The organism is Aquimarina muelleri DSM 19832, from assembly GCF_000430665.1.
Lineage (GTDB): Bacteria > Bacteroidota > Bacteroidia > Flavobacteriales > Flavobacteriaceae > Aquimarina > Aquimarina muelleri.
Genome location: NZ_AUML01000044.1, coordinates 25,079 through 39,746, shown reverse-complemented (window position 1 = coordinate 39,746; position 14,668 = coordinate 25,079). Strand labels below are relative to the sequence as shown.

The window sequence follows — 14,668 nt, the reverse complement described above, 5'->3', positions numbered from 1 at the left end:
TAGCATCTGCTATCGTAATATCTGGCGCTGCATCATCATCTAATATAGTACCTGTAGCAGTATCGGTAGTATCTCCTGCTGTTCCAGAATCTACGCTACCTACTCCTATAGTAAAAGTTTCGTCTAACTCATCGATAGTATCTACAGTGGTAGGAACTACTACACTTGCAGCAGTATCTCCTGCTGGTATGGTAATCTGGATATCGGTAGTTGTATAATCACTACTTCCTGCTGTACCATTAGTAAATGTAAAGGTTACTATTAAATCTGTGGAACTTGCATTGCTTAAAGTAACAGGAAAAGTAATATTTCCTCCTTCTGTAATACTAGCATCTGCTATCGTAATATCTGGTGCATCATCATCTATTATAGTACCCGTAGCAGTATCGGTAGTATCTCCAACTGTTCCAGAATCTACACTACCTACGCCTATAGTAAAAGTTTCGTTTAACTCATCGATAGTATCTGCTGTAGTAGGAACCACAACATTTGCGGTAGTATCTCCTGCTGGTATGGTAATCTGGATATCGGTAGTTGTATAATCACTGTTCTCTGCAGTCCCATTGGTAAGTGTAAATGTTAGTGTTATATCTGTAGTACTTGGATTGCTTAAAGTAACAGGAAAAGTAATATTTCCTCCTTCTACAATACTGGCATCTGCTATCATAACATCTGGCAGCACCCTTTCTAAAACTAAGTCATCTACAAAATTCCATGTATTTTGGCAAGTTCCTCCAGATGTAAATTCAAAAGAAAAAGTACCACTAGAAGGTGCTACAAAGGTAACCGTAGGTCTCTCCCATACATTTTCTGTATTTAACGTAGGTACAGTAGTCATTACCGCACCATTTAATCTAATATCTAATTGAGGAACACAAGATGCTAATCCTGGTCGAGTTTCTATTAAATAATCAAAAGAAAATGAATATTCTACTCCCCCAACTACAGTTATATTTTGAGATATCCCTTCTCTGGTATTACCATACATTCTAAACCCAAAGTAGCACCCTCCACTGGGCGATGCTGCTCTTGGCGATTTAACAATGTACCAAGCTCTTTGCGTTTCAGTAGACCTATCTGGTGTGTAAATTTTGTTCCAACCATCTGGCGCTAAATTATCTGCTGCATTATCTGTAGTACAATCCGTTCCAGCAAAATCAAGATCTGGATTGGTTAATAAATTTTGAGCGTATATGTCACTAAAAAAAAGTAACATTAAAATAGAAATAATCCTTATCTGTAAAGAAAATTTTTTGTGTGAAAGTTGAGTAAAAATTATCATGCGTGATATACTAGCCAATTAGAGTTGTGTGAATTATTTTTTGAATCGCAGTGTCTAATCAAAACTTTTTCGCCTTGACAAATGTGTAAATTAATAGAGAGTAACTCTATTATATCACTAAACACTTTTGAGTAATCAATTTTTAAATAAGGGGAAAGAAAATATTTGTTGGTTTTTTCAGAAAACAGAAAAACCAACGAAGAAAAAACATGTATATACAATAATTGTACGTACTTATGTTTAAAAAAAAATAACAGCGAAGTATTTTTTTTCATTTTGACAATGTGTTTATGGTTGTACTGTAAAAACCTAGGGGGATGTCGTTTTTACAAATATATCTACAAAAACCATAATTTAATTATGGTTATAACGTAAATATAAGTTGATACAAATATGATAATAGATTTCTGTTTTTTTATAATTTTTTATTAAAAAAAGATATCTTTTCGACAAAAAACATAAAATATCGACAAGAAAATAAAAAAAATACACCTTTCGTACGAAAAATATTATGGAAAAACAGCTAAAAAATTACTTTATAAAAACATTCTAAACCTATATAATATAATTTTACAGATTAAATAGCATCGTACTTTTTGTATTCTATTGCTTTGCACTGTATTGTATATTTTAGCACTATATTTGCATCCCCTTTAGTTATATTTAGGTTGAAATATATCTTTAATTTTACCTCTAATGCTTTTGAATATTTTACAAAAGGGGGATAGTTACTAAGTAATATCTATATTCTTATAAAAAACAGGAATCATATATTACAATTAGAATAATAAAGAGAAATAGATGAAATTTACAGACGAAATACGAAGAAGGAGAACCTTTGGAATTATCTCACATCCAGATGCCGGAAAGACAACATTAACAGAAAAATTACTTCTCTTTGGAGGTGCTATTCAAGAAGCTGGCGCGGTAAAATCAAATAAAATTAAAAAAGGTGCTACTAGTGATTTTATGGAAATAGAACGTCAAAGAGGTATATCTGTTGCCACTTCCGTTCTTGCTTTTGATTACAAAAATATTAAAATAAACATCTTAGACACTCCTGGACATAAAGACTTTGCAGAAGATACATTTAGAACACTTACTGCAGTAGATAGCGTTATTGTGGTTATTGATGTAGCAAAAGGGGTCGAAGAGCAAACCGAAAAACTAGTTTCAGTTTGCCGAATGCGTAATATCCCAATGATCGTTTTTATTAATAAATTAGATCGTGAAGGAAAAGATGCTTTTGAACTGTTGGATGAAATTGAACAAAAACTTGGACTAACGGTTACACCTTTAAGTTTTCCTATAGGAATGGGATATGATTTTAAAGGTATTTATAATATTTGGGAAAGAAACATTAATCTTTTTAGCGGAGATAGCAGAAAAAACATAGAAGAGACTATTAAAATATCTGATTTATCCTCTCAGGATCTTAACAGTATTATTGGAGATAAGGCAGCAGATACGTTACGTGAAGAATTAGAGTTAACCGACATATACCCAGAATTCGATCAAGAAAAATATCAAAACGGAAGCTTACAACCTGTGTTTTTTGGCTCTGCATTAAACAATTTTGGTGTTAGAGAGTTATTAGACTGTTTTGTTACTATTGCCCCTCCTCCAAGGCCTAAAGAAAGTGACACAAGAATTGTTTCTCCTGAAGAAAAAGATTTTACAGGGTTTGTTTTTAAAATACATGCAAACATGGATCCTAAACACAGAGATCGACTAGCATTTATAAAAATTGTATCTGGAATTTTTGAAAGAAATGTACCATACTTACACACACGACATAACAAAAAGCTTAAGTTTTCAAGTCCGAACGCTTTTTTTGCAGAAAAAAAAGAAATTGTAGATATATCTTATCCTGGAGATATTGTAGGGTTACATGATACTGGGAATTTTAAAATAGGAGACACACTTACTCAAGGCGAAATTTTGCAATATAAAGGAATTCCTAGTTTTTCTCCAGAACATTTTAGATATATTAATAATGCTGATCCAATGAAATCAAAACAATTGGCAAAAGGAATAGACCAATTAATGGACGAAGGTGTAGCCCAACTTTTTACTTTAGAACTAAATGGAAGGAAAGTTATTGGAACTGTTGGTGCTCTACAATATGAAGTAATTCAATATAGATTAGAGCATGAATATGGAGCAAAATGTACTTATGAAAATCTAAATGTTCACAAAGCATGCTGGGTAAGCCCAAAAGATTCTGAAAATGATGAATTCAAAGACTTTAAACGTGTTAAAAGCAAATTTTTAGCAAAAGATAAACAAGGGCAATTAGTATTTTTTGCAGATTCTTCTTTTAGCTTACAAATGACACAACAAAAATATCCTTCTATTCAATTTCACTTTACATCTGAGTTTTAATATTTTTAAACAAAAAGCAATAAACCTTACAGAAAACAAAAACCGATTAAAATAGAATTATTTTAATCGGTTTTTGTTTTAGTAAAGGTAAGATCTAAATCCTTAAAAAATACGATCGATCCATAACTATTTTATTTAAGCCTCTCCTGTTGGCCCAAAATTCATAGGTATTGGTGGTTGTTCATAATCTTTTATTTCTCCATGAGCAGATTCAAACCTATTTACATTATCATTTAATGCCTTTAGTAATCTTTTTGCATGTTGGGGAGTTAAAATAATTCGGCTCTTTACCTTACTTTTAGGTCTGCCAGGCATTATATTAACAAAATCTACTACGAATTCTGAAACTGAATGGTTAATAATTGCTAGATTACTGTATACTCCGTCAGCAACTACTTCATCTATTTCAATATTTAACTGGTTCTGGTTTTGATTTTTATTTTCTGCCATATTCAATAATCCTTTTAGAATCTTTTTTATAAAAAAGAAAGCCTGCCTAAAAAGGCAGGCTATTTCTATTAGTTATAATTAACTTCTCGTCGTTGTTCCATTCTTTCTTCAAACTCTTCGTTGGAGCCTACAATGATACTTTCGTAATCTCTCATACCTGTTCCTGCAGGGATTCTATGCCCAACAATTACATTTTCTTTAAGACCTTCAAGATCATCAATTTTACCACTTACAGCAGCTTCATTTAATACTTTTGTAGTTTCCTGGAAGGATGCCGCAGAAATAAAGGATTTGGTTTGTAACGAAGCTCTTGTAATACCTTGCAGTATCGGAGTTGCTGTAGCAGGAGAAACATCTCTAGCTACTACCAAATTTTTATCACCTCTACGTAAAACTGAGTTTTCATCTCTTAAATCCCTTGGAGAAATAATTTGCCCGGCTTTAAGATTATCACTATCTCCAGCGTCCTCTACAACCTTCATTCCAAAGATCTCATCATTTTCTTCAATAAAATCAGCTTTATGTACTAATTGATTTTCTAAGAAAATAGTATCTCCTGGATCCTGAATTCGTACTTTACGCATCATTTGACGTACTACAACTTCAAAGTGCTTATCATTAATCTTTACTCCTTGTAATCGATACACTTCTTGCACTTCATTCACCAAGTATTGTTGTACCGCTGAAGGTCCTTTAATCTTAAGAATATCTTCTGGTGTTATAGATCCATCTGATAATGGCATTCCTGCACGCACATAATCGTTCTCCTGAACAAGAATTTGATTAGAAAGCTTAACAAGATATTTTTTAATCTCTCCTATTCTCGATTCTACAATTATCTCTCTATTACCACGTTTAATTTTCCCGAAAGAAACTACACCGTCTATCTCACTAACTACAGCAGGGTTAGATGGGTTACGCGCTTCAAACAGCTCAGTTACCCTTGGAAGACCTCCTGTAATATCTCCTGCCTTAGCAGATTTACGAGGTATCTTAACCAAAATCTTACCTACTCCAATCTTATCGCTATCATCAATCATAAGGTGAGCTCCTACAGGTAAGTTATAAGAACGTAATACTTCATCTCCTTTTCCTAATACGTGAAGCGTTGGTATTTTTTTCTTATCTCGAGATTCAGAAATTACTTTTTCTTGGAATCCAGTTTGTTCATCAATTTCTACTTGATATGTTATACCTTGCTCTATATTCTCATACTTTACTTTACCAGCAAATTCTGAGATAATCACACCATTATATGGATCCCACTGACAAATAACTTGATCTGCTTTTAATATGTCTCCATCTTTAATATACAAGAGAGAACCATAAGGAATTAAGTTAGTACTTAAGACTATTTTAGATTTTGGATCAATAACTTTAATTTCAGAAGTACGAGAAATTACTACATCTACTTCTTTCCCTTCACTATCTTCTCCTTTTACTGTTTTTAGTTCTTCTATTTCAACTTTACCAGCAAATTTAGACTTTAATTGGTTTTCTTCAGAAATGTTACCCGCAATACCTCCCACGTGGAATGTACGTAAGGTAAGCTGTGTACCAGGCTCTCCAATAGACTGAGCAGCTACAACCCCTACGGCTTCCCCTCTTTGAACTGTTTTACCAGTTGCAAGATTACGACCGTAACATTTTACACAAATTCCTTTTTTAGCCTCACAAGTAAGTGCCGAACGAACTTCTATAGATTCCAAAGGAGAATTTTCTATAATTTTTGCTGTTGCATCATCTATCTCAACACCAGCTTCTGCCAGCACCTCTTGAGTTAATGGGTTAACAACATCTACTAATGAAGTTCTACCTACAATTCTAGCTGCAAGTCCTTCTATAATTTCTTCATTTTTCTTTAATGGAGATACTTCTACCCCTCTAAGCGTTCCACAATCTTCAACATTAACTATTACATCTTGTGCTACATCTACTAAACGACGAGTTAAATATCCTGCATCGGCAGTTTTAAGTGCGGTATCTGCAAGACCTTTACGAGCACCGTGAGTAGAGATAAAGTATTCAAGAATCGAAAGTCCTTCCTTAAAGTTAGAAAGAATTGGGTTTTCGATAATTTCTCCACCTGCAGAACTAGCTTTTTTAGGTTTTGCCATCAATCCACGCATACCTGTTAACTGTCTAATTTGTTCTTTAGACCCCCTTGCTCCAGAGTCAAGCATCATATACACAGAGTTAAATCCTTGTTGATCCTCTCTAATACGCTTCATAGATAACTCTGTTAGCTCTGCGTTAGTAGAAGTCCAAATATCAATTACCTGATTATAACGTTCGTTATTCGTAATTAACCCCATGTTATAATTTGCAACAATATTATCTACTTGTGCATTTGCATCAGCAATCATTGTATGTTTCTCTGCAGGAATAATAATATCCCCTAAACTAAAAGATAACCCTCCTTGAAAAGCAAAATTATATCCTAAAGTTTTAATTTCATCTAAGAATTCTGCAGTTTCAGGAACACTTGTTACCTTTAAGATATCTCCAATGATGTCTCTAAGTGACTTTTTGGTTAAAACTTCATTAATATACCCTGCTCTTTCTGGAACTTTTTCATTAAACAAAACTCTACCTGTGGTAGTTTCTATTATTTTAGTTACTAATTCTCCATTCTCATCAATATCCTTAGTACGAACTTTAATATTAGCATTAATATTAAGTCGTTTTTCGTTATATGCAATGATTACTTCTTCTGGCGAATAAAATGTAAGGTCTTCTCCATCTATTTTTAATTCCGGAGTAGATCTACGAGACTTTGTCATATAATATAGACCAAGTACCATATCCTGAGAAGGAACTGTTACTGGAGAACCATTTGCAGGGTTAAGAATATTGTGTGATGCTAACATCAACAATTGTGATTCTAGAATTGCCTCTGGCCCTAATGGCAAATGTACCGCCATCTGATCTCCATCAAAATCCGCATTAAATGCAGTACAAACTAATGGGTGTAATTGTATTGCTTTACCTTCTATAAGTTTAGGTTGAAACGCCTGAATACCTAAACGGTGAAGCGTAGGAGCACGGTTTAATAGTACAGGATGCCCTTTTAAAACATTTTCTAAAATATCCCAAACTACTGGCTCTTTTCTATCTATTATTTTCTTTGCAGATTTTACTGTTTTTACAATACCTCGCTCAATTAATTTTCTGATTACGAATGGCTTGTAAAGTTCTGCTGCCATATTTTTTGGAAGACCACATTCAAATAATTTTAATTCTGGTCCTACAACAATTACCGAACGTGCTGAATAATCTACACGTTTTCCAAGTAAGTTTTGACGGAAACGCCCTTGCTTACCTTTTAAAGAATCGGATAATGATTTTAATGGTCTGTTAGAATCTGTTTTGACAGCTGAAGCTTTTCGCGTGTTATCAAATAATGAATCTACAGATTCTTGAAGCATTCGCTTTTCGTTACGTAAAATAACCTCTGGAGCTTTAATTTCCATCAAACGCTTTAAACGGTTATTACGTATAATTACTCGGCGATATAAATCATTTAAATCTGAAGTTGCAAAACGACCTCCATCTAATGGTACTAATGGGCGTAATTCTGGTGGAATTACTGGTACAGCTTTAAGAACCATCCATTCTGGAAGGTTTTCTCTGTTTTTATTAGCATCCCTAAAAGACTCTACAACCTGAAGTCTTTTTAAAGCTTCTGTTTTACGCTGTTTAGATGTTTCGTTATTCGCTTTATGTCTTAGTTCATAAGATAATGCATCTAAATCTATTCTTCTTAGGATTTCGATAAGACATTCTGCACCCATTTTAGCAATAAACTTATTAGGGTCTGTATCATCCAGATAAAGATTTTCTTGAGGAAGACTATCTAATATATTTAAATATTCTTCTTCAGTAAGGAAATCCATTTTCTGCACGGCCTCTCCTTCTTCATTTTTTGCTATACCAGGCTGAATTACTACATAACGTTCGTAGTAAATTATCATATCTAATTTCTTAGACGGAAGACCTAATAAATATCCTATTTTATTTGGTAAAGAACGGAAATACCAAATGTGAGCCACAGGAACAACAAGGTTAATGTGACCAACACGGTCTCTACGCACTTTCTTTTCGGTAACTTCTACCCCACATCGATCACAAACAATACCTTTGTAACGAATTCTTTTATATTTACCACAAGCACATTCAAAGTCCTTTACAGGTCCAAAAATACGCTCACAGAACAAACCATCACGCTCAGGTTTGTGAGTACGATAATTGATAGTTTCGGGCTTTAGCACTTCTCCTTTTGATGCCGATAAAATCGACTCGGGAGATGCTAAACCTATAGAGATTTTATTAAATCTCTTTACTGTATTCTTATCATTATTTCTTGCCATAATATATGGTTGCTAAAGAATTATTGTAATTTAAAATTGAATAGTACAAATATAAATTTGTACCCTTTGACTTAACTAAAGGGTACAAATGGATCCTACTATTCTTCTAATCTGATATCCAGACCAAGACCTTTTAATTCATGCATTAATACATTAAAAGATTCTGGTAATCCTGGTTCTGGCATAGGCTCACCTTTAACAATACTTTCGTAAGTTTTAGCTCTTCCTATTACATCATCAGATTTTACAGTCAATATCTCACGTAAGGTTGCTGAAGCACCATAAGCCTCTAATGCCCAAACTTCCATCTCTCCAAAACGCTGACCCCCAAACTGTGCTTTACCTCCAAGTGGTTGCTGAGTAATCAATGAATATGGACCAATAGAACGTGCGTGCATTTTATCATCTACCATGTGACCAAGCTTAAGCATATATATAACACCTACTGTTGCTGGTTGATGGAAACGATCTCCAGTTCCTCCATCATAAAGATATGTATGTCCAAATCTTGGAATTCCTGCTTCATCAGTAAACCCATTGATCTGATCTAAAGAAGCACCATCAAAAATTGGAGTAGCAAATTTTCTACCTAATTTTTGTCCAGCCCATCCTAAAACAGTTTCATAAATCTGTCCAATGTTCATACGAGATGGTACCCCTAGTGGATTTAACACAATATCAACTGGTGTTCCATCTTCTAAAAATGGCATATCTTCTTCTCTTACGATACGAGCAACAATACCTTTGTTACCGTGTCGGCCTGCCATTTTATCTCCTACTTTTAGTTTACGTTTTTTAGCGATGTAAACCTTAGCTAGTTTTATGATTCCTGAAGGCAATTCATCTCCAACAGAAATTGTGAATTTCTCTCTTCGTAGGTTTCCTTGTAAATCATTTTCTTTAATCTTATAATTATGAATAAGATCTGCAACCATACTATTTAAAGTATCGTCTGTAGTCCATACTCCTTTGGTAAGATGTGCATAATCATCAACACTGTTAAGCATTTTCTGAGTATACTTTTTACCTTTAGGAAGTACTTCTTCTCCTAGATCGTTCATAACACCTTGAGAAGTTTTTCCACCAACGATAGCAAACAATTTATCTACTAAATCATTTTTTAGTAACTCAAATTTGGTATCATAAGATCGTTCTAAAATCTCAATATCCTCTTTATCCTGAGAACGTTTTCTTTTGTCCTTTATAGCACGAGCAAATAATTTTTTATCAATTACGACACCATGCAATGAAGGAGAAGCTTTTAATGAAGCATCTTTAACATCTCCTGCTTTGTCTCCAAAGATTGCTCTTAATAATTTTTCTTCTGGAGTAGGGTCACTTTCTCCTTTTGGAGTAATTTTTCCTATAAGAATATCTCCTGGTTTGATCTCTGCTCCAACTCGAATCATTCCATTTTCATCCAAATCTTTAGTAGCTTCTTCTGAAACATTAGGAATATCATTAGTTAATTCTTCATTCCCTAATTTAGTGTCTCTAACTTCCAAAGAATATTCATCTATATGAATAGATGTAAAAATATCTTCTCTTACTACTTTTTCAGAAATAACAATTGCATCCTCAAAATTATACCCTTTCCAAGGCATAAAAGCTACTTTCATATTTCTACCAAGGGCTAACTCTCCCTTTTCTGTAGCATACCCTTGACATAAAACTTGTCCTTTTTTAACACGATCCCCTACATTAACGATAGGTTTTAGGTTAATATTGGTACCTTGATTCGTTTTACGGAATTTTATTAATTCATACGTTTTAGAATCACTATCAAAGCTTACCATTCTTTCTTCTTCTGTTCTATCGTACTTAATGGTAATCTTTTGAGCATCAACATACTCAACAACTCCGTCTCCTTCTGCATTAATTAAAACTCTTGAGTCTGAAGCCACTTGGCGCTCTAATCCTGTTCCTACAATTGGAGCATCTACTCTTAATAAAGGTACAGCTTGACGCATCATGTTTGATCCCATCAAAGCACGGTTTGCATCATCATGCTCTAAAAATGGAATTAATGACGCTGAAATAGAAGCTATCTGATTAGGAGCAACATCAGCATAATTTACATTGATCGGATCAATTACAGGGAAATCCCCTTCCATTCGAGCAATTACTTTATCGGCTGTAATATTTCCTTCATCAGTTGTAGGAATATTGGCCTGAGCTATCAATTTTTCTTCTTCCTCCTCTGCGCTTAAATATCTAAACTCTTCTATATCTACTTTACCATCTGTAACTTTACGATATGGTGTTTCTAAGAATCCCATCGAATTTACTTTAGCAAAAACTGCTAAAGATGATATTAATCCAATATTTGGACCTTCTGGGGTTTCAATAGGACATAAACGTCCATAATGTGTATAGTGTACATCTCGCACCTCAAAACCTGCACGCTCTCTAGATAAACCTCCTGGCCCTAATGCCGAAAGTCTACGTTTGTGTGTGATTTCTGCTAATGGATTTGTTTGATCCATGAACTGAGATAACTGGTTTGTTCCAAAAAATGAATTAATTACAGAGGATAGAGTTTTAGCATTGATCAAATCAATAGGCGTAAATACTTCATTATCTCTTACATTCATACGTTCACGTATTGTACGTGCCATACGAGCTAAACCAACCCCGAACTGCTGTGACAATTGCTCTCCTACAGTTCTTACACGACGGTTAGAAAGGTGATCAATATCATCAATTTCAGCTTTAGAATTAATTAATTCAATTAAATATTTTATAATGGTAATGATATCCTCTTTGGTAAGTACTTGCTTATCCATGGCGATATCCAATCCCAATTTCTTATTCATTCTGTAACGTCCAACTTCTCCAAGATTATAACGTTGATCAGAAAAGAATAATTTATCTATAATACCTCTTGCAGTTTCTTCATCTGGCGGTTCTGCATTACGTAATTGTCTATAGATATGTTCTACTGCTTCTTTTTCTGAGTTTGTAGGATCTTTTTGTAACGTATTATGGATAATCGCATAATCTCCTTTTTGATTATCTTCTTTATGTAATAATATAGTTTTTGCTCCAGAATCTATAATCTCATCTAAATGATCTTTATCTAAAACAGTATCTCTATCTAAAACAATCTCATTACGCTCAATAGATACTACTTCTCCAGTATCTTCATCTACGAAATCTTCGTGCCAAGTATTTAATACACGAGCAGCTAATTTACGTCCTAAGACTTTCTTTAATCCAGATTTAGAAACTTTTACCTCTTCTGCAAGATCAAATATTTCTAAAATATCTTTATCTCGCTCAAAACCAATTGCACGAAAAAGTGTAGTTACTGGTAATTTTTTCTTTCTATCGATATAAGCATACATTACGCTATTAATATCGGTAGCAAATTCTATCCAAGAACCTTTAAAAGGAATTACCCTGGCAGAATACAATTTGGTTCCATTTGCATGAAATGATTGTCCAAAGAATACCCCAGGAGAACGGTGTAATTGAGATACCACCACACGCTCTGCACCATTAATACAAAAAGTACCACTAGGTGTCATATAAGGAATTGTACCTAAATACACGTCCTGAACAATAGTCTCAAAATCTTCGTGCTCTGGGTCTGTACAGAATAATTTTAGACGTGCTTTTAATGGTACACTATAGGTAAGACCTCTTTCTATACACTCCTGAAGATCATATCTTGGTGGATCTACAAAGTAATCTAAAAATTCTAATACAAATTGATTACGAGTATCCGTAATCGGGAAGTTTTCCATGAAGGTATTATATAGACCTTCGTTTCCTCTTTCTTCAGATTTTGTTTCTAATTGAAAGAAATCCTGAAAGGATTTGATCTGAATATCTAGGAAGTCAGGATAATCAGGTCTATTCTTTACAGAAGAGAAATTCAATCTTTCAGTTTGCGTTGCTAACATCAATGGACGGAATTAAATTAAAATTTAAAAAAGGTGCGTATTTTAACACTTAATGTTTATATACGCAAAATGGTTTAGACCACAGAGATCATTCTCTGGGTCTAAACCTATATGTAATATATGGTAAGCTTATTTAAGCTCAACCTCAGCTCCAGCCTCTTCTAATTGAGCTTTAAGAGCTTCAGCTTCATCTTTAGCCACTCCTTCTTTTACTGCTTTAGGAGCTCCATCAACTAATTCTTTAGCATCTTTAAGTCCAAGACCAGTAAGTTCTTTTACTAATTTTACAACTGCTAATTTAGAACTACCTGCAGCTTTAAGAATTACATCAAATTCTGATTGCTCTTCTGCAGCTTCACCACCACCAGCACCAGCAGCAGCAACAGCTACTGCAGCAGCAGCAGGCTCGATACCATATTCTTCTTTTAATATATCAGCTAACTCATTAACTTCTTTTACTGTTAAGTTAACTAATTGTTCTGCGAAATCTTTTAAATCTGCCATTTTCTATCGTTTTAAATAATTTTTTTAATTGAAATATAATTTGTTAAAAAGTGCGTAAACTACAATGATTATCCTTCTTTTTCGGATAATGTTTTAAGGATACCGGCTAACTTACCTCCACCTGACTTTAACGCAGAAACTACGTTCTTAGCAGGAGATTGTAACAGACCGATAATATCACCGATAACTTCTTCCTTAGATTTAATATTTACTAATGCATCTAGGTTTTCATCACCAACAAATACTGCCTCTTCTACAAATGCTCCTTTTAATAAAGGTTTTTCAGATTTCTTACGAAATTCTTTAATAACCTTTGCAGGTGCATTACTTGTTTCAGCAAATAATATAGACGTATTACCTTTTAATACACTTGGTAAATCTCCAAAATCTTTATCTGAATTCTCCATAGCCTTAGCAAGGAGTGTATTTTTAACTACTTTTAATGATACGTTGGCTTTATAGCAAGCTCTACGTAAATTTGAAGTTGTTCCTGCATTCAACCCTGAAATATCTGCTAAATAAATAATAGAATTTTCAGCAAGCTGAGCAGTTAAGTCTTCAATTACCAATGATTTTTCTTCTCTTGTCATAATGGTTTATCTTAATTACCCAGCAAAGCTTTTAGAATCAACTTCGATTCCCGGACTCATAGTAGAAGACATATAAATAGATTTTATATATATTCCTTTAGAAGTCTGTGGTTTTAACTTTACTAATGTTGTTATTAATTCTTTAGCATTACCTTCTATTTTTTCGGCTTCAAAAGAAGATTTCCCGATAGATGCATGAATAATACCTGTTTTATCTACTTTAAAATCAATTTTACCTGCTTTAACATCAGATACAGCTTTTGCTACATCCATTGTTACAGTTCCTGTTTTTGGGTTAGGCATTAATCCACGAGGTCCTAATACTCTACCTAATGGTCCTAATTTCCCCATAACACTTGGCATAGTGATAATTACATCAACATCTGTCCATCCATTTTTGATTTTATCAAGATACTCATCAAGTCCAACAAAATCTGCTCCTGCTTCTTTAGCTTCAGCTTCTTTATCTGGTGTTACTAATGCTAATACTTTAACGTCTTTTCCTGTCCCGTGAGGTAATGTTACCACTCCACGTACCATTTGATTTGCTTTACGTGGATCTACGTTCAAACGAACAGCGATATCCACAGAAGCATCAAAATTAGTGCTTGTTATTTCTTTTACTAAAGCGGAAGCTTCATTTAATGAATACGCTTTATTCTTATCGATTTTAGCGTTTGCTTCTTTTTGCTTTTTGGTTACTTTTGCCATTTTGTAAAATTTTTTGGATTAAAAAGGAGCCTGTCCTTTTACAGTTACACCCATTGAACGAGCAGTACCAGCAATCATTTTCATAGCAGATTCTATAGTAAATGCATTTAAATCTTGCATTTTATCTTCTGCTATAGCACGAACTTGATCCCAAGTAACACTTGCTACTTTTTTACGATTAGGCTCTCCAGAACCTTTTTTCTGTTTTGCTGCTTCCAGTATCTGAACCGCTGCTGGTGGAGTTTTTATAACAAAGTCAAAAGACTTGTCTTTATACACGTTAATTACAACTGGTAACACTTTACCAGCCTTATCTTGCGTTCTACCATTGAATTGCTTACAGAATTCCATGATATTTACTCCGGCAGCACCTAAAGCAGGTCCAACTGGTGGAGATGGGTTTGCCGCTCCTCCACGCACTTGTAATTTTACTACTTTACCTATCTCTTTAGCCATTTTTCTAATTTT

General features: G+C 34.0%; 9 protein-coding genes. 1 reads left to right on the top strand and 8 read right to left on the bottom strand.

Features of this window, described 5'->3' with window-relative positions; translation table 11 throughout:
- Positions 1–1,216: Calx-beta domain-containing protein (locus H527_RS23235; RefSeq protein ID WP_027413663.1), on the bottom strand; the 1,216-nt coding region annotated here is incomplete at its 3' end.
- Positions 1,217–2,083: 867 nt separating this feature from the next.
- Here H527_RS23235 and H527_RS0116195 point away from each other — a divergent pair.
- Positions 2,084–3,667, top strand: a complete 1,584-nt coding sequence (locus tag H527_RS0116195) for a peptide chain release factor 3 (protein ID WP_027413662.1) — start codon at positions 2,084–2,086, stop codon at positions 3,665–3,667.
- Between the two features lie 135 nt (positions 3,668–3,802).
- Here the strand turns inward: H527_RS0116195 and H527_RS0116190 are convergent, their stop codons facing one another.
- From H527_RS0116190 to rplK, 7 genes are all read right to left on the bottom strand, one after another.
- Positions 3,803–4,117: a DUF3467 domain-containing protein gene (locus H527_RS0116190; protein WP_027413661.1), complete on the bottom strand. Its 315-nt coding sequence runs from the start codon at positions 4,115–4,117 to the stop codon at positions 3,803–3,805.
- 68 nt (positions 4,118–4,185) lie between these two features.
- Positions 4,186–8,487: a DNA-directed RNA polymerase subunit beta' gene (gene rpoC, locus H527_RS0116185; RefSeq protein WP_027413660.1), complete on the bottom strand. Its 4,302-nt coding sequence runs from the start codon at positions 8,485–8,487 to the stop codon at positions 4,186–4,188.
- A 98-nt stretch (positions 8,488–8,585) separates the two neighbouring features.
- Positions 8,586–12,395: a DNA-directed RNA polymerase subunit beta gene (gene rpoB / locus H527_RS0116180; RefSeq protein ID WP_027413659.1), complete on the bottom strand. Its 3,810-nt coding sequence runs from the start codon at positions 12,393–12,395 to the stop codon at positions 8,586–8,588.
- 129 nt (positions 12,396–12,524) lie between these two features.
- Positions 12,525–12,899: a 50S ribosomal protein L7/L12 gene (gene rplL, locus H527_RS0116175; RefSeq protein ID WP_027413658.1), complete on the bottom strand. Its 375-nt coding sequence runs from the start codon at positions 12,897–12,899 to the stop codon at positions 12,525–12,527.
- A gap of 68 nt (positions 12,900–12,967) precedes the next feature.
- The gene (gene rplJ, locus H527_RS0116170) at positions 12,968–13,489 is read right to left on the bottom strand and encodes a 50S ribosomal protein L10 (protein WP_027413657.1); all 522 of its coding nucleotides are present in this window, start codon (positions 13,487–13,489) and stop codon (positions 12,968–12,970) included.
- Positions 13,490–13,504: 15 nt separating this feature from the next.
- On the bottom strand, positions 13,505–14,200 hold the full coding sequence (gene rplA / locus H527_RS0116165; protein ID WP_027413656.1) for a 50S ribosomal protein L1: 696 nt from the start codon (positions 14,198–14,200) through the stop codon (positions 13,505–13,507).
- A gap of 18 nt (positions 14,201–14,218) precedes the next feature.
- A complete protein-coding gene (rplK, locus tag H527_RS0116160; RefSeq protein WP_027413655.1) occupies positions 14,219–14,656 on the bottom strand; it encodes a 50S ribosomal protein L11 in 438 nt (145 codons plus the stop codon).
- Positions 14,657–14,668: the final 12 nt, after the last annotated feature.

Bases quoted from the DNA above. Each gene is read 5' to 3' on its own strand.
- rpoB (WP_027413659.1), bottom strand. From the start codon at position 12,395: ATGTTAGCAACGCAAACTGAAAGATTGAATTTCTCTTCTGTAAAGAAT.
- rpoC (WP_027413660.1), bottom strand. From the start codon at position 8,487: ATGGCAAGAAATAATGATAAGAATACAGTAAAGAGATTTAATAAAATC.
- H527_RS0116195 (WP_027413662.1), top strand. From the start codon at position 2,084: ATGAAATTTACAGACGAAATACGAAGAAGGAGAACCTTTGGAATTATC.
- H527_RS0116190 (WP_027413661.1), bottom strand. From the start codon at position 4,117: ATGGCAGAAAATAAAAATCAAAACCAGAACCAGTTAAATATTGAAATA.
- rplL (WP_027413658.1), bottom strand. From the start codon at position 12,899: ATGGCAGATTTAAAAGATTTCGCAGAACAATTAGTTAACTTAACAGTA.
- rplJ (WP_027413657.1), bottom strand. From the start codon at position 13,489: ATGACAAGAGAAGAAAAATCATTGGTAATTGAAGACTTAACTGCTCAG.
- rplA (WP_027413656.1), bottom strand. From the start codon at position 14,200: ATGGCAAAAGTAACCAAAAAGCAAAAAGAAGCAAACGCTAAAATCGAT.
- rplK (WP_027413655.1), bottom strand. From the start codon at position 14,656: ATGGCTAAAGAGATAGGTAAAGTAGTAAAATTACAAGTGCGTGGAGGA.